A 20,014-nucleotide genomic window follows, 5' to 3' on the forward strand; every position below is an offset into this window, starting at 1 on the left:
TCGCGTTCCTGCTGGGCCGCGCCGGGCGCGCGACGAGGCCGCGCCAATTCTCCTGTGATTTCGCCGAGATCCGGGAGGAGCGGGGGCGATCTGCGGGATCGCCCCCTCACGCCGAGGGGCGATCTGCGGGATCGCCCGCCGCCACGCAGGGGCGATCCCGGAGAGCGCTCCCGAGGTCGACCTCTCTATCGCTTCTTCTTCGTCATCGTCTTCACGATCGCGTCGGTCGACGCGATCAGCGAGCGCCTGAAGGCATGTAGCCGCTGCTGCGCCGCGGCTCCCTTCGCGGCCTGCTGGCCAGGGGCGCACGTGAACCACGCCATCGACAGGCCGAGGAGGATCGTGAACAGGTCCTCGGCACACTGCCTCGGCGGCACACCCAGCTCGTGGGCCGCGGCGAGCGCCTGCACCTTGGCGGCCACCGCGTCGTGCTCCGCCTCGTCGGGGAGCTCGAGCTGCCGCCACAGCATCATCCGCACGCTCTTCGGGTTCTCGACCAGGTAGTCGAAGACGCCTGCGACGAAGGCCGGCAGGTCCGACGCGTCGAGGGGCACGGCCTCGAGCGCGCTCTCGCACCGCTCCTGGAGCACGCACCGGAACAGGTCTTCCTTCGAGCCGAAGTAGGCGTAGATGGCCTGCTTGTTCGCGCAGGCCTTCTCGGCGATGCGGTCCACACGCGCGCCGGCCAGCCCTCGCTCCGCGAACTCATCGAGCGCGGCGTCGAGGAGCCTCTTCTTGGTCGCCGCCGAATCGTAGGGCATCAGTACATCTTCAGGATAAAGCCCTCACCGATGCCCGGGCAAGAGCGCAGGATCCCTTCAACCCTCGCGCGGGGAGCCACCGCACACCGCTCGCCGCTTCGCCCGCTTGACAAGGCTGAGGCCGGCCTCTAGCTTTTAAACCATCCAGTTGGTTTCGCGCTCCTTGGCACGCGCAAGGCGCGATGCGCGCCGAGCGGCGGCTCTCGGGAAGAGGCGGCGGCTCCTCGTCGCGCGCGTGACCGGAGCGCCAGGGGCGCTCCGGGTCGCGGCGCGGTGACGCGAGCAGCGAGCAGAGGATCGGAGAAGGGACAGAGAGATGACGAGCGAGCATCCAGAGAAGAACGAGGACGTCAGCGCGCTCTTCAAGCCATTCCAGCTCAAGGGGCTGACGCTCAAGAACCGGTTCGTCATGGCGCCGATGACGCGCCAGCGCTCGCCGGGAAACGCGCCCAGCGAGCTGAACGTCGAGTACTACGCGCGGCGCGCCGCCGGCGGCGTCGGGCTGATCCTGTCGGAAGGAACGGTCGTGGAGCGGCCGGGCAAGCTTCACTACCGCGACGTCCCGCACTTCTACGGCGAGCAAGCGCTGGATGGATGGAAGAAGGTCATCGACCGCGTGCACGCGGAGGGGGGAAAGATGGCCCCGCAGCTGTGGCACGTCGGCCTCGCGCATCGGAATGGGAACGGCCTCGAGCAGCCCGCGGATCTGGAGGGCCCCGCGAACATGTCTCGTGAAGACGTGCAGGCCACGGTGCGGGCCTTCGGCAAGGCGGCGGCCGACGCGAAGCGCCTCGGCTTCGACGCCATCGAGATCCACGGCGCCCACGGGTACCTCATCGATCAGTTCTTCTACGAGGTGACGAACCAGCGCACCGACGAGTACGGAGGGAAGACCATCGGCGAGCGCAATCGCTTCGCCGTGGAGGTCCTCAGGTCGGTTCGAGAGGCCGTCGGGCCGGAGATGGTGGTGATCCTCCGTCTGTCGCAGTGGAAGGTCGGCGCCTACGACTTCAAGATCGCGAAGACGCCGAACGAGATGGAGCAATGGCTGCTGCCCCTCGCAGAGGCGGGCGCCGACGTGTTCCACCTCTCCCAGCGGCATTACTGGGAGCCCGAGTTCGCCGGCTCCGATCTGAACGCCGCGGGGTGGGCGAAGAAGATCACCGGGAAGCCCACCATCACCGTGGGCTCGGTGGGCCTCTCCGGTGATTTCGTGGCGGCCTTTGCCGGCGAGAGCTCCGGGCCCCAGGGCATCGGTGAGCTCGCGCGCCGCTTCGAGCGCGGCGATTTCGATCTCGTCGCGGTCGGGCGATCCCTCCTCGACGACCCTGCCTGGGTGGAGAAGATCAGGACCGGGCGCACCTCGGAGCTGAAGCGCTTCACCAAGGAGAGCCTCGGTCAGTACTTCTGATAGGCAAGCTCGTCCCTGAATTCATGAGAGTGATTGAACCACAGAGGCACAGAGGGCACAGAGGAGAGAAGAAGAAACTCTGTGCCTCTGTGCCTCTGTGCCTCTGTGGTTCAAATTCTCTTCCCCGTCACGGAATCGCGAACGAACCCGCGGGCGCGGCGCTACCGCGCGCCGGCGCCCAGGTTGGCCGCCATCGAGACGCGCTGAGGGCCGTCGCCGAACCGCGCGCGCAGCCTGGCGAGGATCGCCTGGCCGACCTCGTCCCAGCGCTCGGCGCCGAGCTTGTCCCGCAGCAGCACCAGCGGTGCGTTGCTCCGGCGCATCGTGCCCCAGAGCTCCTCGGTCGAGGCGGCCTCCATCTCGTACGCGACCTCGCGCACCGAGACGTCTCGAAACCCCGCCGCCTCCATCTCGGCGCGGAACTCGTCCGGGTCGCCGAGCGGCGCCTTGCCCTCGCCGAACGGGAGCCCGGGCATCTCGGCGCGGATGGCGGAGAAGAGCTCCGCCGCGATCGGGTCCCTGTCCATCGGCGTCCAGCTCCCGACGACGGCCCGGCCGCCGGGGCGCAGCACCCGGAAGAGCTCGCGGAAGCCGCGGTCGCGATCGGGGAAGAACATCAGCCCGAACATCGAGAAGGCGGCGTCGAACGAGCCGTCCTCGAAGGGCAGCGCCATGCCGTCGCCGACGCGGGCGTCCACCGCGAGCCCCGCGCGCGCGGCGCGCTCGCGCAGCCGCTCGACCATCGCGGGGGCGAAATCGATGGCGGTGACGCGCGCCTCCCCCGCGGCGAGCAGCGACAGCGTGCCCGGCCCGCAAGCCACGTCGAGCACGCGGGCGCCCGGCTCGACGTCCGCGAGCCGGAGCGCGTCGGCGGCGTATTTCTCGAAGTGCGGGACGATGTCGACCGCGTAATCGTCGGCGACCATGTCCCATGCGACGGGGGTGGCGAGGGGGCTCGGGGGCTGCGTCATCCGCAGCGGTGCTATCACGGACGCGCCGAGCAGATCCAGCCGCCGAGCTCCGGCGCGGTATCCCCGGCTCCGCCGACCGACACCCAGATGGCCGCAACGGACGCCGCGCACGGACGCAGGGGAGGCCTCTCTGCACCTCCAGGACCACCGCCAGGCCCCCACGACGCTGCCGCGGGCTGCGACTCGGCGCCTGTGCTCCAGGCCGCGCACACCGGGACAAAGCTCCACGCTCTCCACGGCATCGGGGCGACTCACCGTGTCGCGCCGTGTGGCAGGACGACTTCAACCCTCGGCGCAGGCGCGCCCGCCCAGGCCAGCAGCGGCAAGCGACAGGCCGTCAATCGGCGCCCTCGGCAGCTGTGTGTGTTGCCCTGCGCGATGCGTGTGGCAGTCGCAGGATGCTCGGAGAAGGAGGAGAAACCTACAGCAGGGAGATTGTGGGAGAGGGCCGCTCGCGTGTCGGGTGGGTCTCCCTGGCGCTCTCGCGCGCGGGGCGGGGGAGTGACGCGACGCTCACCGCGCGACCGCGTCATCGCGGCGATTCGCCACGCGCATCTGCGCGAGCGCCTTCGTCCCCGCCCTGGAGCCGGCGGTGCCCGCCGCCGCCTCGGGCGAGCTCGAGTCACCGCCCGACTCCTCGTCCTGCTCCTGATTCGCCTTGTCGGCGCCCGTGTCTGTCGCGTCGTGAGGCGGCAGCAAGGCCTTCGCGGTCGACACGAGGAGCACGCTCGCCAGCGCGACGACGCTCGCCGACCCGAGGACGAACAGGGCGATATGCAGCATGGTGCGCTGGAGGAGGCTGCCTTCGTTCATCTTCCGGAGAGTCTGCATCATGGTGCTACCTGCCTCGTCGTCCAGCGCCCGCTCGCCGCGCGTCCGGTGATGTCCGGCGCTGCCAGCGTCTTCGCGACGCCTGCAGTGAATGCGAGCCTCATGCCAGCAGCCGGCAGCTGGCCGTATCGGCGTCGCATCGCGTGGATCGCGGGGGTTCTGGTCCCGCTCTGCCAAAGTGGACACGCCGGCCGCATGTAGAATGGCGCATCCTGCCAGAATGACAATCCGTCCGGCGGCAGCGACGCGATCTGGGTATGTCGGGAGACGAGGGTGTGCGGGGCGCGGCGCGTCCGGCGTGTCTCGCGAGCCTCAGGCGCTGTCCGTAGGCCCCCGTCATGCCGTCGTGGGCTACACGGACGGCGGTGTCCGCCCCTCCCCGGCGGTGTCCGCCCCTCCCCGGGCAAGGCCTCCTTCAGGGCGAACAGGGCGGCTCGCCGGGCGCCGCGGGGGAGGCGCTGGCGAACGTCTTCCGGGTCTCCGGGTGCTCCGCGACGAGGCGGAGCGCGCGTCGCAGGAGCGAGATCCCCGGCTCGGTCTTGTGCCAGGTCGACGCGCCGCTCGGGTGCGGCAGGCAGATGACGTCGGCCTCCACGCCGTGGTAGTGCGCCCGGCGCACCTCGCCGATCACGCTCGCGAGCGGCCCTCTGTGGCCGAGCACCTGCTCCACCGCCAGGCCGCCCACCGGCAGGATCAGCCGCGGCTCGAGGATCCCGACCTCTCGCTCCAGGTGCGTCCGGCAGCGCAGGATCTCCTCGGGATCCGGCTTCCGGTCCCCGCCGCCCCTGGCCTTGCCCGGGAAGCAGCGCGCGACGGCCGACATGTAGACGCGCAGCCGGAAGTCGGCCTCGCCGACGCCGAGCGCCCCCTCGAACCAGCGGAACAGCGTGCGGCCCGCCGTCCACGCGAACGGACGGCCGAAGCTGCCTTCGCGCGGGCCCGGCGCCTGGCCGATGAGCAGGATCCGGCTGGGGACCGCCGGGCCGTGGACGACGGGGCCGATCATGTTCGGGCACGCCCGGCACGCCTCGAGCTCGCGATGCAGCGCGGCGAGCCGCTCCTCCGCGCTCATGACAGAAAGGCGAACCGCAGGGGGGCTCATCGAACCAGCGTGGGATGAGGCGAAGGGGCGAGCCGCGCAAGCGCGCTCATCGCTCCTCCACGCCGCCGCCGCGCAGGCGCGCTCCTCCGCACCGCGCCGGCGCGCTCGTCCGCGGAGCGCACGCGCTCATCCGCGCAGCCGGTGGCCGGCGAGCGGGCGTGCTCCGGCGCGGGCCGCCTGCGCGCGCAGGCGGCCGCCGAGGAGGCGCGCCGCGAGGACGCCGCCGAGGAAGCCGAACAGGTGGCCCTCCCAGGAGATTCCCAGCCGCGTGGGGAGCACGCCCCAGATCATCCCGCCGTAGACGAGGCCGACGACGAGCGACAGCGCGATCGAGAGGGCGCTCCGCTCGAACCAGCCGCGGAGGAGCAGGAAGCCGAAATAGCCGAAGATCACGCCGCTCGCGCCGATGTGCACCGACGAGGGGGCCCCGAGGAGCCAGACGCCGAGGCCGCCCACGAGGGCCGCGACGAGCGTCACGAGGAGGAGATCGCGCTTCTTGCGCAGCATGATCAGCCAGCCGAGCCCGACGAAGGGCAGCGTGTTCGCCGCGAGGTGGGCGAAGCCGCCGTGGAGCAGCGGCGCGAGCGCGATGCCGACGAGGCCCGGGACCGTGCGCGGGCGGATCCCGAGCGCATCGAGCGATCCACGGAAGACGACGGCATCGAGGATCTCGATGCTCCAGAGGAGGGCGACGAAGCCCCCGAGCAGCGCCGCATGGAGCTTGAGCTCACGGGTGATCGACCTGGGTTCGATGGTGCTCATCCTGATCCCTCGCGAGCCCCGTGCAGAGGAGCCCACGACCGAAGCCTAGCTCGTGCAACCGCCACGCGCGCGCGGTCTTCCCGCGATCGTGAAGCCGGGCATGTCGAGCTCGTCGCTGGCGCGGGGGAGCCGCGCCGGCGGACCAGGCGCCCGGACGCTGCCCTGGCGTCGATAGCTGCCCGCCCTCGCGGGCAGCGGGGTAGAACTCGACCTCATGCTGCTCACCCGCGCCGAAGCCACCGGGTTCCGTGAGACCTCCCTGCACGCGGACGTGATGCGGTTCGCGCGCGCGCTCGCGGCCCGCGACGACCCGCGCCTGCGCGTGACGACCTTCGGGACCAGCCCCGGCGGGCGCGAGCTGCCGCTGCTCGTGCTGTCGAAGGACGGCGTGAGCTCCCCGGAAGAGGCGCGCCGCGCCGGGCGCCCCGTGGTGCTGATGCTCGACGGGATCCATCCCGGGGAGGTGGAGGGCAAGGAGGCGAGCCTCGCGCTCGTCCGCGACCTGCTCGACGGCAGGCACCCCGACTGGCTCGACACGCTCGTGCTCCTCGTCGTGCCGCTCTTCAACCCGGACGGCAACGACGCGCTCGACCCGCAGAACCGCCGCCTCGACCTGAAGAAGCTCGCCGGTCAGCCAGGCCCCGTCGTCGGCACCCGCACCCAGAGCCAGGGCATCAACCTGAACCGCGACTACCTCCGCCAGGCCGCGCCCGAGATGCGCCTGCTCCAGCAGCACGTGTGCATCCCGTGGGCGCCCGATCTCACGATCGACAACCACGCGACGAACGGCTCGGTGCACCGGTTCCACATGACGGTCGACGTGCCGCACACCGTCGAGTCCGGCCGCGCCGAGCCGATCGCGATGATGCGCGACAGCCTCGTGCCCGACGTGATCGCCGCGGTGAAGAAGCGAGGCTTCGACAGCTGCTGGTACGGCAACTTCGTCGAGGACGAGCGCGTGCTGGACGCGGACGGCGAGGTCGACCCCGCCGCGCCGGTCGGGCTCGGCTGGATGACCTACCCGCACCATCCGCGGTTCGGCTCCAACTACCGCGGGCTCACGGGCCGGCTCGACCTCCTGCTCGAGTGCTACAGCTACCTGCCGTTCGAGGAGCGCGTGCAGACCGCCTCGGCCTGGCAGATCGAGACCCTCTCCTGGGCCGCCGCGCACGCGGACGCCATCCGCGAGGTCGTCGCCGCGAGCGCGCGGCCGCCGGCCCGCGTCGCGGTCCGCTACCGGCTCGAGCCGACCGGGACCCCGATCGACATCCTCACGCGCAGCCCGCGGACGTTCGACGGCGCGCCCGTCACGCTGCGGCTCCCGCACCATGCTCGCTTCGTCGGGACCACCGTGGTGGACCGGCCGCGGGCCTACCTGGTGCCGCCGGCCATCGCCGAGGCCCTGCGCCGGCACGGGCTCCGCGTGACGCCGGCCGAGGGCGTCCACGACGTCGAGGTCGCCCAGGTGGCGTCGCTGGGCGCCGAGGGCGGCCGCGCGATCCTGGAGGCGGCCCGGGTCGGCGAGGTGGCCGTGCGGTGGCGCGAGGAGGCGCGGCGCGCCCCCGAGGGCTGGTCCCGCGTCGACACGGATCAGCCGCTCGGCGCGATCGCCGTGTACCTGTGCGAGCCCGAGAGCGACGACGGCGCGGTCGAGAACGGCCTCGTGGAGGTGCCCGCGATCGACGACGAGCACCCGGCGTGGCGGGTCCGGTGAGCAAGGACCATCATCTGCAGCGGCCGAGCGCTGCGCTAGAGCGACAAACGGGTTGAAACCCCCGAAAAAAAGCAGGAATTTCACAGGGAGGCGAGGTGGCGGCGAGCGAGAGACGGCGAGAGGGAGAGATTCTTTTTCTTCTTCCTCCCCGCCTCCCCGCCGCCCTGTGAAAATTCTCCGGGTTTCAACATGATTGGTGTTCTAGAACCTCGCCGCTGGCCCCAGGAGAGCGCATGAAGGACCAGATCCCCGGCTTTCTGTTCATCGACCACCTCGCCATCGCCGTGCCTGCCGGGCAGCTCGAGGCGCAGGTGAACGCGTACGAGCTGCTCGGCTTCCGCGAGGTGCACCGGGAGGAGGTCCGGGGCACGGACCAGGTCCGCGAGGTGCTGCTCCGCATCGGCGACAGCGAGAACCTCATCCAGCTCCTCGAGCCCCTCTCGCCCGACTCTCCCGTCCAGAAGCTCATCGACAAGAACGGCGGCCGCGGGGGCTTCGCCCACGTCGCCTACCGGGTCCGCGACGTGCAGGTCGCCTTCGACGAGCTCAAGGCGAGGGGCTTTCGCATCATCGACGCGGCGCCGCGGCCCGGCTCCCGGGGGACGACGATCTTCTTCCTGCACCCGAGGTCGCGCGACGACGCGCCGTTCGGCCATCTCATCGAGGTCGTGCAGTCCAATGAATCCCATGAATGAGAAGCTCTTCGCGGAGTTCGCGCCGGTCGCGCTCGGGGCCTGGAAGCAGGCGCTGGAGCGGGATCTCAAGGGAAAGACCGCCGAGGATCTCGCCTGGGCGAGCGCCGAGGGGCTCCTCGTGCCGCCGCTCTTCGCGTCGGACAGCCCCGCGCTCCCGCCGGCGGAGGGCGGCCCGCTCGTGGCCTCGCTCGTGGCCGAGCTCCGGGGCGGCGCGCCGGAGCTGCGCTTCACGGTGGGGTGCAGCTACTTCCTCGAGATCGCCCGCCTCCGCGCCGCGCGCCTGCTGGCCGAGCGCCTGCGGCCGGGCGCCACCCTCACCGCCATCGTCCCGTCGGCGGCCGTGCCCGGCGACGAGCCGCACAAGAACCTCCTCCGCGGCATCGTCGCCATGATGGCGGCCCTGGCCGGCGGCGCGGACGACCTCGTGATCGCCCCGCCCGAGCGCCTGCTCGGCAACGCCCGGGTCATCCTCCGCGAGGAGGCCCGCTTCGACGCCGCCGAGAGCCCCGCGGCCGGCTCCTGGTACATCGAGCAGCTCACGCGCAGCCTCGCGCGCTCGGCCCTGCGGCAGCTCGACGAGGCGGCGGAGCTCCCCGAGCCGGGCGAGGCGCCGTCCGCCGACTCCGCGCCTCCCGAGCACGTCGGGTTCTCGGCCGGCATTCCGCCGTTCCTGCGCGGGCCGTATACGAGCATGTACGTGGTCCGCCCGTGGACCATCCGCCAGTACGCCGGGTACTCCACCGCCGAGGAGTCGAACGCGTTCTACCGGCGCAATCTGGCCGCCGGGCAGACCGGCCTCTCGGTCGCCTTCGACCTGGCGACCCACCGCGGCTACGACTCGGACCACCCGCGCGTCGTCGGCGACGTCGGGAAGGCCGGTGTGGCGATCGACACGGTCGAGGACATGAAGATCCTCTTCGACCAGATACCGCTCGACAGGATGAGCGTGTCGATGACGATGAACGGCGCCGTGCTCCCCATCATGGCGTTCTACATCGTCGCCGCCGAGGAGCAGGGCGTCAGGCCCGAGCTCCTCTCCGGGACCATCCAGAACGACATCCTCAAGGAGTTCATGGTCCGGAACACCTATATCTACCCGCCGGCACCGTCGATGAGGATCGTCGCCGACATCTTCCGCTATACCGCCGAGAAGACGCCCAGGTTCAACTCGATCAGCATCAGCGGCTATCACATGCAGGAGGCCGGCGCGACAGCCGAGCTGGAGCTCGCTTACACGCTCGCCGACGGCCTCGAGTACCTGCGCACCGGGATCGCGTCGGGCATGGATATCGACGAGTTCGCCGGGCGGTTCTCGTTCTTCTTCGGGATCGGCATGGACCACTTCACCGAGATCGCCAAGCTGCGCGCGGCGCGGCTCCTCTGGGCGAAGATCGTGAAGGGCTTCCACCCGAAGAACCCGAGGACCATGGCGCTGCGCACCCACTGCCAGACCTCGGGCTGGAGCCTCACCGAGCAGGACCCGTACAACAACATCACGCGCACGGCCATCGAGGCGCTCGCGGCCGTGCTCGGCGGCACCCAGTCGCTGCACACGAACGCCCTCGACGAGGCGCTGGCGCTCCCCTCGGACTCCTCGGCCAAGGTCGCGCGGGACACGCAGCTCCTGCTGCAGGGCGAGACCGATGTCTGCCGGGTCATCGACCCGTGGGGCGGCTCCCACCACGTCGAGCGCCTCACCGACCGGCTGGCGCGACGAGCGTGGCAGTTCATCCAGGAGGTGGAGTCGCTCGGCGGCATGGTCAAGGCCATCGAGAACGGCCTGCCCAAGCTGCGCATCGAGGAGGCGGCGGCCCGCAAGCAGGCCCGCATCGACGCGGGCCGCGACGTCATCGTCGGCGTGAACGCGTACAGGCTGGAGCGAGAGGCGCCGCTCGAGCTGCGCGAGGTCGACAACACAGCGGTTCGCGAGACGCAGGTCGCGCGGCTCCGCGCCGTGAAGGCCGCCCGCGACGAGTCCGCCGTGGGCGAGTCGCTCGCCGCGCTCACCCGCTCCGCCGAGACAGGCGAGGGGAACCTGCTCGAGCTCGCGGCCCTGGCGGCGCGCCGCCGCGCGACCCTCGGCGAGATCTCCGACGCGCTCGAGCGCGTCTTCGGCCGCTACGAGGCCCCGGTGCGCACGGTCAGCGGCGTCTACGGCGCGGAGATCCGCGAGGCGGGGGCCGCCCGCGACGTGGAGGCGCTCGCCCGCGAGTTCGCCGCGCTCGAGGGCCGCCGCCCGCGCATCCTGGTCGCCAAGATGGGCCAGGACGGCCACGACCGGGGCATGAAGGTGATCGCCACCGCCTTTGCCGATCTCGGCTTCGACGTCGATATAGGCCCGCTCTTCCAGACTCCGGAGGAGGTGGCCCGCCACGCCGTCGAGAACGACGTCCACGTGGTCGGCATCTCGTCGCTCGCGGGGGGCCACAAGACCCTCGTGCCGCAGCTGATCGAGGCGCTCGGGGAGGCCGGCCGCGGGGACATCCTCGTCGTGGCGGGCGGCGTGATCCCCCCGCAGGACTACCGCTATCTCGAGGAGCGCGGCGTCGCCGGCGTCTTCGGCCCGGGGACGGTCATCCCGGACGCCGCGGCGCGGATCGTCCGCACGCTGATCGAGCGGCTTTCCGCGCAGGAGGCTCGCCAGGGTTGAAGCCGAGCCCGAGGCAGCTCGTCGACGGTCTCCTCGCGGGCGACCGCGCGGCGCTCGCGCGCGCCATCACGCTGGCCGAGAGCTCGCTCCCCCGCCACCAGGCGCTCGCCGAGGAGGTCCTGGAGCTCTGCTTGCCTCACAGCGGCGGCGCCGTGCGGCTCGGCATCACCGGCGTCCCCGGCGTCGGCAAGAGCACGTTCGTCGACGCCCTCGGCGTTCACCTCGTGCGCGAGCGGGCGGAGACGGTCGCCGTGCTCGCTGTCGATCCCAGCAGCCCTGTTCACGGCGGGAGCATCCTCGGCGACAAGACCCGGATGCCGCGGCTGGCCAGCGATCCGCGCGCCTTCATCCGCCCCTCGCCGTCGGGCGGCTCGCTCGGCGGCGTGGCGCGGGCCACGCGCCAGGCCGTCCTGCTCTGCGAGGCGGCCGGGTACCGCAACATCCTTGTCGAGACCGTCGGTGTGGGCCAGTCCGAGGTCGCGGTCGCCGACATGACGGACTGCTTCCTGCTCCTGATGCTCCCGGGGGCAGGGGACGAGCTGCAGGGCGTGAAGCGGGGGATCATGGAGGTCGTCGACCTCGTGATCATCAACAAGGCCGACGGCGACAACGCCGACAGGGCCGCGCGGTCGCGCCGCGATCATGAGAACGCGCTGCACCTGTTCCCGCCGGCGCCTCACGGCTGGACGCCGGTCGTCGACGTCTGCTCGGCCCAGGAGAACCGCGGCGTCCGGGAAGCGTGGGAGATCGTGCTGCGCCACCGCGCGCACATGCAGGCCGGCGGCTGGCTCGGGCGCCGCCGGGCCGCGCAGTCCCGCCGCTGGCTGTACGAGCTCATCGAGGGGCAGCTGCGCGAGACGTTCCTGCGCAGCGCCGCCGTGCGCGAGCGGATGCCCGCGATGGAGGGCCTCGTCGAGGCCGGCTCGCTGAGCCCGCTGCGCGCCGCGCGAGAGCTGCTCGACGCCTGGGAGCCGGTAGCCTCCCGGGAGAATTGAAATTCAGACCGGAGGCTGCCGACAGCCTCCCGGGAGAATTGAAATTCAGACCGGAGGCTGCCGACAGCCTCCCGGGAGAACTGAAATTCAGACCGGAGGCTGCCGCGAACCTGCCGGGAGAATCGAAACTCAGACCGGAGGCTGCCGCGAACCTGCCGGGAGAATTGAAATTCAGACCGGAGGCTGCCGCGAGGTAGTGGGGTCATTTGACCGAAAGTGGGGTCATTTGACTCCGCGGCTCGCGTGAGCGGGTAGGTTCGGCCGGAAGAAGTGCAGCCCGCGACGACGGCAATCGTCCGGGCTGCGTGGTCCGACATCCGCTCACACGGAGCCGAACAAATGCAGTTATACCTGATCCCGCCCGAGATCGGGCAAGGGAGCGGTGCGCCCGCGCGCCGCCCATACCGCCGAAGCCCCTCCCTCTCTCTCGCCCCTGACGAGACGCGACGGCTGCCCGCCGCCCTGCGCGGCATCAAGGCTCGCCTGGGCACCTGGCGCGACGTCAGCGCCGCGATGGGCGGCGTCAACACCCGCACGCTGTACCGCGTCGCCTGCGGTGCCGAGCGCGGATCGCCCGCGCTGGTGCTGCTCACCGCACGCGTCGCTGGGACGAGCGTCGAGCGCCTCTTGTCGCCCGGCGTGGTGGACGCCAGCCGCTGCGCCCACTGCGGGAGGTCTGGGTGAAGCCCCGGCGGAAGGGGGCGAAGAGCCAGCCGACCGCGCGACACCCCAGGAAGAAGCCGACGATGGAGGCGATCCTCGCGGAGCGCGGCATCGTCCTGGCGACGCTCGCCGGCATCCCGAAGCGCGATCGCCGCGACGTGGAGGCCGAGGTGTTGCTCAACGTCTGGAACGCCGTCCGCCGTGGGCTCTACAGACCAGACCCGCGGGACAAGCCTAGGGACGCGCTCCGCAAGTGGCTTCACGGCATCGCGTGGCGCCTCGCCTCGCACTACGTCCACAGCGCGTACGTGCGCCGCGCCGTGCTCCACCCGTCGCCGCTCGGGTTGCTGCGCGAGCCCGTCGGCATCGACTTGCACGCCCAGATCGAGGCGCGCGAGGTACTGGACGCCATGACCGAGCTCCCGCCCTGGCAGCTGGAGGCGTTGCTCTCCGTCGATGACCCGGAGTCGCTCGTCGCGTACGCCAAGCGGCGCCGGATGAACCCGAGCACCGCGGCGTCCAGGCTTCGCATCGCGCGGGAGGCGCTCGCCCTGCGGCTCCGGAGGTGGCGGCGCCGAGCATAGGATGCTGGACGGTGGCCTACTGCGTTTTCTCCGGCAGACGTTTAGCATCATCCACCTGTCTCGCCCTGCGAGCCCGCTCTTGCGCCTGCCTAATCTCAAGTTGCCCAAGCAGCTTCATCTGAACTGCGCCAACAACCTGCCAGCACTCGCGCACGGTAAGGCACGAGAAGCCGAACAGGAGCGCTCTGCCCACCACGCGGGCCCATGCGGGCGCCCATGCCACCAATGCATTGTTGAAGAGGCCAGCTGCAGCCAGTGCCCACGCTGTGGTGCACGCTAGAATCACGAGCACTGCGGCCTGATATTGCAGCGCCCACATCCTGAAGCTCTCGTAGCTGCCGTCTTCCCCGGCTCCAGCTTTCTGGAGTTCCGCTGTCTGCAGCAGAGCACCAGCGTTCCCAGACCATGCGACTGCAAGTCCCACTAGTATGGCAACGAACGGGACGCTAGAAGGCACAGCCGCATCCGATAGCCTACCTGGGATCGCAAGGGCCAGCAGTACGCCGATAGCACCATGAACAACGAGCCACCTGTCGCGGAACGTTCTGGCTCCGGACGACCAGAACCATGGCCAGAACGAGTTTCTTGCGATCAGTTCCGCCTGCGCCTTCTGAATGCGCAGCTCTCGCGAAAGCTTACTATCGCTCATCGCTGCTCACGCCAACCTTCACAACTATTTTCTCCTGATCGGCGACGGTCCTCACTTCCTGAATGGTCTTCCCTCCAGATCGGATGTCCTTATAGAATAACCTGGCCACATTTAGAAGCTTTTTACCATTCTCGATCGTGTTGTCAATGCGCTGGCCGAGTGAAATGTGCTCGTCTGCCAGGGTATGACGCGTGACCTTCTTTGACTCCGGGCTCTCTCGCAAAAATGCGGTCGCGTCCCGTCCTAGCGCCGCAGCCTCGCTAACAGCTTCCTCCATGACGCTGTTAGGTGTCATCTCACCTTTCCACTTGATTTCAGCCTCGCGGCCGCCCATGTCTTCCAACGACTCGGCGACGCTTCTGTAAAAGTTGGAAGCGTCCCATGGGTTAGGGCGTCTTGTTGTCACCGACAGGTTAGTGACGCGATATGCGCTACGTATCTTGCGCAGGAAGGACCCTGGCTCCTTCATCGGAGCCACCTCGAACTCTACCTTCAGCTTGCCGGCGGTCTCCGAGCGATTCAGCGCCGTCGCCAGGCTGTTACCGAGACCTTTGACCGTCGGAGACAGCTGAGACTTGAAGGCGATGGCACTGACCTGAAACTGAACATCGATGAACACGTGCGTGTTGAGGACCGTGCTGTCCTCGCGATCGTGGAACTGCCCAGCAGTATCCATCGCCGTTAAAACAACTCGCACGCGTCGCCCCAGTCTCAGGTGATACCCGTTGCTGTCCACGACTGAAGGCTTCGTAAGAAACCATCTGGTGTCGTCGTTCGCCGCTGCATCAGGCTGGGCCTCGATTGTGCGGCGCAGCAGTTCTGTACGGTCGCTGGTCTCCCGGAAGTTGAAAAGATCGAGCTGCGTCGATGGATGTACCGTTATACGGTACAAGTAGAAATTGAACGTGTCATCGGTCACCGTTGTATCCTCGCTGTCGCCAGCCGCGCCGTACGTCGGCCATGCGGCGCCCAGGTTACCAGGGGACACCGCGGGAGACGCAAGCGGACGACGGTCTGCGTCGTACCGCCATGCGGTACAGGTGCGGCGTCGCAGAGCTAGGACATACCCCGTCCTGTCGGCATCTACCCCGAGCCCTTCCGAGCGGTTTTCCTCGGCAAAAACGCTATAATCGAAGGACCCTAGACGAAAGCGCCCCGCCTCGGCTGGAACCCGAGACGGGGCTGCGAAACATCCGGCGGTGGCCCGCCGAACGCGCATCGCACCGCGAGCATGCGGCCACCTACGGGGGAAGGCAAGGGTCCCGTGGCGAACGTGCTCCCACGCGAGCGGCAGCTTGCCGTGCTCGCGGCCTTGGTGGACGGCAACAGCGAGCGCGCAGCCGAGCGCATGACCGGCGTCGAGCGGAAGACGATCCGCCGCTTCGCGCTCCGCGTCGGCGTCGCCGCGCAGAGCCTCCACAACACGATGGCGCGCGATCTCTCGCTCTCGCTCATCGAGAGCGATGAAGTCTGGTCCTTCGTGAAGAAGAAGCAGTCGCGCGTGACGCCCGCGGAGCACGCGGCCGGCCTCGGTGAGGCGTACACGTTCACCGCGCTCGCGATGCCGAGCCGCTACGTCGTGACGTGGCACGTCGGCAAGCGCGACGAGACGAGCGCCGACGCGTTCATCAAGGATCTCCGCTCGCGGCTCGTCGTGATGCCGTCGATCACCTCCGACGGCTTCGCCGCCTACCCGGGCGCGATCGGCGCAAGCTTCGGTCCTGGCGTCGACTACGGCCAGGTCATCAAGCAGTTCTCGCGCGGCGGCCAGCGGGACGACGACCACCGCTACGAGCCGCCCCGCAACCCGTTCCTGACCCGGCGCGTGGTGTTCGGCGCTCCGAACATCGACGCCGCGACGACCGCGCACGTCGAGCGGAACAACGCCACCTTGCGGCACCACATCGGACGCATGAGGCGCCTGGTCTTGGCCTTCAGCAAAGACCCGGAGCACCATCGGGCGGCTGTCTCGCTCGGTCTGACGCACTACAACCTGTGCCTGATCGTGAAGACGACGCGCGTCACGCCCGCGATGGCGGCCGGGGTGACGAACCACATCTGGGAGCTCCCGGAGTTGCTCGACGCGCTGCTCTCCGTGCCCGAGACGCCAGCGCCGAGCGCGAAGCCGCTCGCCCCGCGCACGCCAGAGGGCACCGCGCGCGAGCTGCCCGGCGGCAGGGGCTTCCTGCGCGTGGTCCAGGGCGGCGCCGCGCCGAGCCCACCCGCTGCTCCTGTTCCACCTCCGCCCGCTCCCGTGCCCATCGCTGCGACCCCGAGCGCCCCCGCCCCCGACCCCGTCGAGCCGACCGGCCAGCTCGATCTGCTCTCCTGGCGCCCGAAGCCCCGGAAGCCGGTGCAGCTCAGCCTGTTCGGCGAATGGGGCGAATAGCAGCGGCTTGGGTGCGTGGACCGGCGCACCGGGCATCGGCGTGGTAAGCGCTGCGCCATGAGCATTTGGCACAACGTTCGCGTGGACGTAGTTGGAACCGACCATGCTGCACTGATAGAAGCCTGCGAGGCGGGCGGCGTCGGCGATGTGGTGGTCAGGCAAGGCCGTCATGGGTTGGTCGCCGAGGGCGAGGTCAGGAACGTAACGAAGCCCCAAGAAACGTCGGTAAAGATCGCGGAAAAGGTCCGCGAGCGGTTTCCCGGCGTTGAGGCACGCGTCCGTATCTACAAGCCGGTGGAGAAGCCCCTTGCTGAGATCGGCGTGATGCAGGACGGCAAGTTGGAGCCGGCAAGGCCGTAGGCGATCAGGCACAAGCACTGCGGCCTCCCCCCCCAAGTGGATGCCTCCCCAGCTCTTGCTCCGCCCGCCGACCCGACGGCGGAATAGTGGGGTTGTTTGCGCCCACAAGAGTGGGGTCGTTTCAAGTAGAGTGGGGTAAGTACCCCACCACCTGCCGCGAACCTGCCGGGAGAATCGAAATTCTGCCTGATCGGAGCCCTCCTCTGGCACCGAGCACACGACTGGCACCGAGCGCGCGACCTCGGTAGGCTGCGCACCTCTGGCGCAGAAGGGTATTTGCACAAGATGAAGAAGATCGACCTGGCTCAGGCCCCTGTCCGCGTTGGCACCGCGTATCCACCGCCGTATGACGCCCAGTGCCGCGAGCGGAAGCGCTTGCGGCTCGGCATGGCGGCGGGATTGAAGCAGCTCGGCGTCAACATGCTGCGCCTGCCCCCCGGCCAGTGGTCGAGCCAGCGGCACTGGCATCACGCGAGCGAAGAGTTCGTCATGGTGCTGGAAGGCGAGGTGGTGCTGGTCACGGACGCGGGCGAAGAGGTGCTGCGCGCGGGGGACTGCGCCGGGTTTCGCGCGGGGGATCCCGACGCTCACCACCTGCAGAACCGCTCGGACCGAGAGGCCGTCGTGCTCGAGGTGGGAACGAACCCCCCGAACGATGTGGCCGAGTACCCCGACATCGACCTGCGAGCCCTGCCCGACGGCTACGTCCACAAGGACGGGACACCCTACGGAGCCAAGTGAGGCCTGCCCACGTGGATCTCCCGGCCAGCGCGGCCTAGGGTTCGCCCATGCGCGACGTCTGCTGGCGCTGCCGGCGCCCCCGTCCGGTCTGTTATTGCGCGCTCCTGCCCTCGCTGCCGACGCGGACCCGGGTCGTGCTCCTCCAGCACCCGCGCGAGCGGCGGGTGGGCATCGGCACCGCGCGCATGACGCACCTGTCGCTGCCCAACTCCGAGCTGCACGAGGGGGTGATCTTCGAGGAGGACGCGCGGATCATCGCGCTCGCCAGCGATCCGACGACCGCCGTGCTCTTCCCCGGGGGCGACGCCGACCCGGCGGGCGGCCCGCCAGTGCGGTCGCTCATCGTGGTCGACGGCACGTGGTGGCAGGCGAGGAAGATGCTCGCGCTGAACCCGCGCCTGGCCTCGGTGCGCCGCATCGGCGTGACGCCGCGGGCGCCGGGCAACTACCGCATCCGCAAGGAGCCGCGGCCCGAGTGCCTCGCCACGGTCGAGGCCGTGGCCAGCGCGCTGGCCGCGCTCGAGGAAGAGCCCGCGCGCTTCGACGCGATGCTGCGGGCCTTCGAGTTCATGGTCGACCGGCAGATCGCGTACCAGGCGACGAGCGACGCCCCGCGACGGCGGCGGCGCGCGCAGGCCATCTCGCCGCTGTCGCCGCTGCGCCCCTACCTCGCGGCGCCCTCGAGGGTGGTGCTCGTCGACGGCGGGGCCAACTCCGGGTGGCCGGCGGGGGCCGGCGCCGAGGGGCCACTGGTAGCCGGCGCCGAGGGGCCACCGGTAGCCGGCGCCGAGGGGCCAGCGGAGGCGGGCGCGGCCGGGCCCCGGTCCGAGCTCGTGCACCTCGTCGCCTGCCGCCCGTCGGGCGAGCGCTTCGAGGCCTTCCTCCGCCCCCGGCGGCCGCTGGGCCCCAGCGTCGCGCACCAGCTCGAGGTGCCCGAGCGTCGCCTGCTCGACGGCGAGGAAGCGGGCGCGGCCCTGGCCCGTTTCCGCGCGTTCGTTGGCCACGACAGCGTGCTCGGCGCCTGGGGCTCGTTCACGGTCGACCTGCTCGCGCAGGAGGGCCCCTGGCGGCCGCCGTCCCTCGACCTGCGCTACCTCTGCGCGCGGCACCTGCGGCGGCGGCCCGGCGGCATCGCCAGCGGGGCGCAGGCGCTCCTGGCCGGGGACCCGGCGCCGCGCGGGAGCGGGCGCGCCGGGCGCACGCTGGGCTGGCTCGAGGTCGTCCTCGCGCGCCTCCTCGACATCGCGGCCGAATGAGGAGGTTGCGGCGCGGGGCGCTGCATGAGACCCTCCGGCCGTGAAGTCCATCCGGTTCCGCTGAGCTCGGCATCCTCGCCCTCCGTGTAGACCTCGGCCCTGCCGGGGATACGTGGCGAGCGCGCGGGTGCCTGTCCGTGCTCCGTCTTCCCTCGTTGTCTCGAGTTCCCTCGAAACGTGGAAGACCGGGGTGCGTCGACTCACGCCCGGCAGCCTGGAGGGAGCACGCCACGCACGTCGGGTCGGTCGTGAGCTCGCGCCGCGAGTCTTCCCCCCAGCCACGCGCGCTGCCCTGACGGCGGCGCGCGAAGAGGCTCGCATCATGACCGAACGCAACGAAACCTCGTCCACGGGTCCTTCTTCCTTCGCGCCGATCGAGTCCGCCGGCGCGCTCCTCGATGCGGCGCGCCGCGCGGGGCTCCGGCTCACCACGTCCCACGCCGACTTCGACCAGAGCGGGCTCGACTTCCTCGTCGTGCACGCCCACGACGAGGAAGGCGTGCCGTGGGTCGTGCGCACGCCGCGCCGGCGCGCGGTGGTCGAGTCGGCCCGCGTGGAGGCGCGCGTGCTGGCCCTCGTGCGCAAGCACCTGCCGGTGGCCGTGCCCGACTGGCGCGTGCACACCGACGAGGTGATCGCCTATCCGCGGCTCGGCGACGTGCCCGCGGTGACCGTCGATCCCGAGGCGGGGGTGCGCTGGAACCGCGTCGATCCGGCGGCGCCCTCGGCGGCGTTCATCGCGTCGATGGCGGAGGCCCTGGCGGCGCTGCAGCGCATCGACGCGGCGGAGGCCGAGGCGGCGGGCGTCCCCGTGAAGTCGATCGGCGACGAGCGCCAGACCGTCGCGCGCGCCATGGACGAGACGCGCGCCGTGCTGGCGCCGCCGGACGCGCTGTGGGCGCGCTGGCAGCGCTGGCTCGCGAACGACGCCATCTGGCCGCGCCACCTGGCCCTGGTGCACGGCGACCTCCACCCCGGGCACATGCTCGTCGCCGAGGGCGGTCGGCTCACCGGGATCCTCGACTGGACCGAGGCCCACCTCGGCGACCCCGCGAACGACTTCTCGCTCTTCGCCGGCGCCTTCGGCAAGGGGGTGCTCGACGAGCTCATCGGGCGCTTCGAGGCGGCCGGCGGCGCCACGTGGCCCGGCCTCGCGGCCCACGCCGCCGAGCGCTGGGCGGCGTGGCCCTCGCTGGCGGCGAAGTGGGGCGTCGACACGAGCAACGAGGGCGTCATCGAGCACGCGCGCAGCATGCTCGCCGGGATCGCGGCCGAGGGCGGCTGACCGCCGGCGCGCGCGACGCCCATCGCATCACGGGCGTCGCGCGCGCCGAGGGCACGGCCGAGCGCGGGCTTGGGGATCGCCCCCCGCTCGCCGGCTCGGCGACCCACGTTGCGATCCGCCCCCGCCCGCTGGACCGGCGACCCACGTTGCGATCCGCCCCCGCCCGCTGGACCGGCGACCCACGTCGCGCTCCGC

19 protein-coding genes are annotated in these 20,014 nt (G+C 70.6%); 12 read left to right on the forward strand and 7 right to left on the reverse strand.

Annotated elements, in window-relative coordinates; translation table 11 throughout:
- Positions 1 to 185: 185 nt before the first annotated feature.
- Entirely contained in the window at positions 186 to 761 is a 576-nt protein-coding gene (locus WME89_RS16275) for a TetR/AcrR family transcriptional regulator (RefSeq protein WP_438010058.1), read from the reverse strand.
- 316 nt (positions 762 to 1,077) lie between these two features.
- Here WME89_RS16275 and WME89_RS16280 point away from each other — a divergent pair, with 316 nt between their 5' ends.
- A complete protein-coding gene (locus WME89_RS16280; RefSeq protein ID WP_438010059.1) occupies positions 1,078 to 2,172 on the forward strand; it encodes an NADH:flavin oxidoreductase in 1,095 nt (364 codons plus the stop codon).
- A 161-nt stretch (positions 2,173 to 2,333) separates the two neighbouring features.
- Here WME89_RS16280 and WME89_RS16285 read toward each other — a convergent pair whose 3' ends face one another.
- The 4 genes from WME89_RS16285 to WME89_RS16300 all read right to left on the reverse strand — a co-directional run bounded on the left by WME89_RS16285 (position 2,334) and on the right by WME89_RS16300 (position 5,838).
- Positions 2,334 to 3,143 (reverse strand): class I SAM-dependent methyltransferase, encoded by an 810-nt coding sequence (locus WME89_RS16285; protein ID WP_438010060.1) that lies wholly within the window; start codon positions 3,141 to 3,143, stop codon positions 2,334 to 2,336.
- Between the two features lie 513 nt (positions 3,144 to 3,656).
- Positions 3,657 to 3,977 (reverse strand): hypothetical protein, encoded by a 321-nt coding sequence (locus WME89_RS16290; protein ID WP_438010061.1) that lies wholly within the window; start codon positions 3,975 to 3,977, stop codon positions 3,657 to 3,659.
- A gap of 412 nt (positions 3,978 to 4,389) precedes the next feature.
- Entirely contained in the window at positions 4,390 to 5,046 is a 657-nt protein-coding gene (locus WME89_RS16295; RefSeq protein ID WP_438010062.1) for a uracil-DNA glycosylase family protein, read from the reverse strand.
- A 156-nt stretch (positions 5,047 to 5,202) separates the two neighbouring features.
- The gene (locus WME89_RS16300; protein WP_438010063.1) at positions 5,203 to 5,838 is read right to left on the reverse strand and encodes a rhomboid family intramembrane serine protease; all 636 of its coding nucleotides are present in this window, start codon (positions 5,836 to 5,838) and stop codon (positions 5,203 to 5,205) included.
- A 214-nt stretch (positions 5,839 to 6,052) separates the two neighbouring features.
- Here WME89_RS16300 and WME89_RS16305 point away from each other — a divergent pair, with 214 nt between their 5' ends.
- The 6 genes from WME89_RS16305 (at position 6,053) to WME89_RS16330 (ending at position 13,139) form a co-directional block, all read left to right on the forward strand.
- Entirely contained in the window at positions 6,053 to 7,552 is a 1,500-nt protein-coding gene (locus WME89_RS16305; RefSeq protein WP_438010064.1) for a M14 family metallopeptidase, read from the forward strand.
- 233 nt (positions 7,553 to 7,785) lie between these two features.
- Positions 7,786 to 8,247: a VOC family protein gene (locus WME89_RS16310; protein ID WP_438010065.1), complete on the forward strand. Its 462-nt coding sequence runs from the start codon at positions 7,786 to 7,788 to the stop codon at positions 8,245 to 8,247.
- Positions 8,240 to 10,897 (forward strand): methylmalonyl-CoA mutase, encoded by a 2,658-nt coding sequence (gene scpA, locus WME89_RS16315; protein ID WP_438010066.1) that lies wholly within the window; start codon positions 8,240 to 8,242, stop codon positions 10,895 to 10,897. The genes WME89_RS16310 and scpA overlap by 8 nt, the downstream gene beginning before the upstream one ends.
- Positions 10,894 to 11,892 carry a methylmalonyl Co-A mutase-associated GTPase MeaB gene (gene meaB / locus WME89_RS16320; RefSeq protein WP_438010067.1) on the forward strand — a complete coding sequence of 333 codons (999 nt, stop codon included), beginning with the start codon at positions 10,894 to 10,896 and terminating at the stop codon, positions 11,890 to 11,892. Before scpA ends, meaB begins: the two co-directional genes overlap by 4 nt.
- A 270-nt stretch (positions 11,893 to 12,162) precedes the next feature.
- Entirely contained in the window at positions 12,163 to 12,576 is a 414-nt protein-coding gene (locus WME89_RS16325; protein WP_438010068.1) for a transcriptional regulator, read from the forward strand.
- Positions 12,573 to 13,139, forward strand: coding sequence for a sigma-70 family RNA polymerase sigma factor (locus WME89_RS16330; RefSeq protein WP_438010069.1), 567 nt, complete (start codon positions 12,573 to 12,575; stop codon positions 13,137 to 13,139). Before WME89_RS16325 ends, WME89_RS16330 begins: the two co-directional genes overlap by 4 nt.
- A 16-nt stretch (positions 13,140 to 13,155) precedes the next feature.
- Here WME89_RS16330 and WME89_RS16335 read toward each other — a convergent pair whose 3' ends face one another.
- Both WME89_RS16335 and WME89_RS16340 read right to left on the reverse strand, forming a co-directional pair.
- Positions 13,156 to 13,788: a hypothetical protein gene (locus tag WME89_RS16335; RefSeq protein ID WP_438010070.1), complete on the reverse strand. Its 633-nt coding sequence runs from the start codon at positions 13,786 to 13,788 to the stop codon at positions 13,156 to 13,158.
- Positions 13,778 to 14,707: a hypothetical protein gene (locus WME89_RS16340; RefSeq protein ID WP_438010071.1), complete on the reverse strand. Its 930-nt coding sequence runs from the start codon at positions 14,705 to 14,707 to the stop codon at positions 13,778 to 13,780. Before WME89_RS16340 ends, WME89_RS16335 begins: the two co-directional genes overlap by 11 nt.
- Positions 14,708 to 15,052: 345 nt before the next feature.
- Here WME89_RS16340 and WME89_RS16345 point away from each other — a divergent pair, with 345 nt between their 5' ends.
- The 5 genes from WME89_RS16345 to WME89_RS16365 all read left to right on the forward strand — a co-directional run bounded on the left by WME89_RS16345 (position 15,053) and on the right by WME89_RS16365 (position 19,819).
- Entirely contained in the window at positions 15,053 to 16,177 is a 1,125-nt protein-coding gene (locus WME89_RS16345) for an IS1 family transposase (RefSeq protein ID WP_438010072.1), read from the forward strand.
- A 57-nt stretch (positions 16,178 to 16,234) separates the two neighbouring features.
- Positions 16,235 to 16,537, forward strand: coding sequence for a hypothetical protein (locus WME89_RS16350; RefSeq protein WP_438010073.1), 303 nt, complete (start codon positions 16,235 to 16,237; stop codon positions 16,535 to 16,537).
- Between the two features lie 285 nt (positions 16,538 to 16,822).
- Positions 16,823 to 17,278, forward strand: a complete 456-nt coding sequence (locus WME89_RS16355; protein ID WP_438010074.1) for a cupin domain-containing protein — start codon at positions 16,823 to 16,825, stop codon at positions 17,276 to 17,278.
- 47 nt (positions 17,279 to 17,325) lie between these two features.
- Positions 17,326 to 18,534 carry a DTW domain-containing protein gene (locus WME89_RS16360; RefSeq protein ID WP_438010075.1) on the forward strand — a complete coding sequence of 403 codons (1,209 nt, stop codon included), beginning with the start codon at positions 17,326 to 17,328 and terminating at the stop codon, positions 18,532 to 18,534.
- Between the two features lie 322 nt (positions 18,535 to 18,856).
- Complete coding sequence (locus WME89_RS16365; protein ID WP_438010076.1) at positions 18,857 to 19,819, forward strand: macrolide 2'-phosphotransferase; 963 nt, start codon at positions 18,857 to 18,859, stop codon at positions 19,817 to 19,819.
- Positions 19,820 to 20,014 lie beyond the last annotated feature (195 nt).

The organism is Sorangium sp. So ce321, from assembly GCF_051530195.1.
In the GTDB taxonomy this organism is placed as follows: Bacteria; Myxococcota_A; Polyangia; order Polyangiales; family Polyangiaceae; genus Sorangium.

Bases quoted from the DNA above. Each gene is read 5' to 3' on its own strand.
- WME89_RS16275 (WP_438010058.1), bottom strand. From the start codon at position 761: ATGCCCTACGATTCGGCGGCGACCAAGAAGAGGCTCCTCGACGCCGCG.
- WME89_RS16280 (WP_438010059.1), top strand. From the start codon at position 1,078: ATGACGAGCGAGCATCCAGAGAAGAACGAGGACGTCAGCGCGCTCTTC.
- WME89_RS16285 (WP_438010060.1), bottom strand. From the start codon at position 3,143: ATGACGCAGCCCCCGAGCCCCCTCGCCACCCCCGTCGCATGGGACATG.
- WME89_RS16290 (WP_438010061.1), bottom strand. From the start codon at position 3,977: ATGATGCAGACTCTCCGGAAGATGAACGAAGGCAGCCTCCTCCAGCGC.
- WME89_RS16295 (WP_438010062.1), bottom strand. From the start codon at position 5,046: ATGAGCGCGGAGGAGCGGCTCGCCGCGCTGCATCGCGAGCTCGAGGCG.
- WME89_RS16300 (WP_438010063.1), bottom strand. From the start codon at position 5,838: ATGAGCACCATCGAACCCAGGTCGATCACCCGTGAGCTCAAGCTCCAT.
- WME89_RS16305 (WP_438010064.1), top strand. From the start codon at position 6,053: ATGCTGCTCACCCGCGCCGAAGCCACCGGGTTCCGTGAGACCTCCCTG.
- WME89_RS16310 (WP_438010065.1), top strand. From the start codon at position 7,786: ATGAAGGACCAGATCCCCGGCTTTCTGTTCATCGACCACCTCGCCATC.
- scpA (WP_438010066.1), top strand. From the start codon at position 8,240: ATGAATGAGAAGCTCTTCGCGGAGTTCGCGCCGGTCGCGCTCGGGGCC.
- WME89_RS16335 (WP_438010070.1), bottom strand. From the start codon at position 13,788: ATGAGCGATAGTAAGCTTTCGCGAGAGCTGCGCATTCAGAAGGCGCAG.
- WME89_RS16350 (WP_438010073.1), top strand. From the start codon at position 16,235: ATGAGCATTTGGCACAACGTTCGCGTGGACGTAGTTGGAACCGACCAT.
- WME89_RS16355 (WP_438010074.1), top strand. From the start codon at position 16,823: ATGAAGAAGATCGACCTGGCTCAGGCCCCTGTCCGCGTTGGCACCGCG.
- WME89_RS16360 (WP_438010075.1), top strand. From the start codon at position 17,326: ATGCGCGACGTCTGCTGGCGCTGCCGGCGCCCCCGTCCGGTCTGTTAT.
- WME89_RS16365 (WP_438010076.1), top strand. From the start codon at position 18,857: ATGACCGAACGCAACGAAACCTCGTCCACGGGTCCTTCTTCCTTCGCG.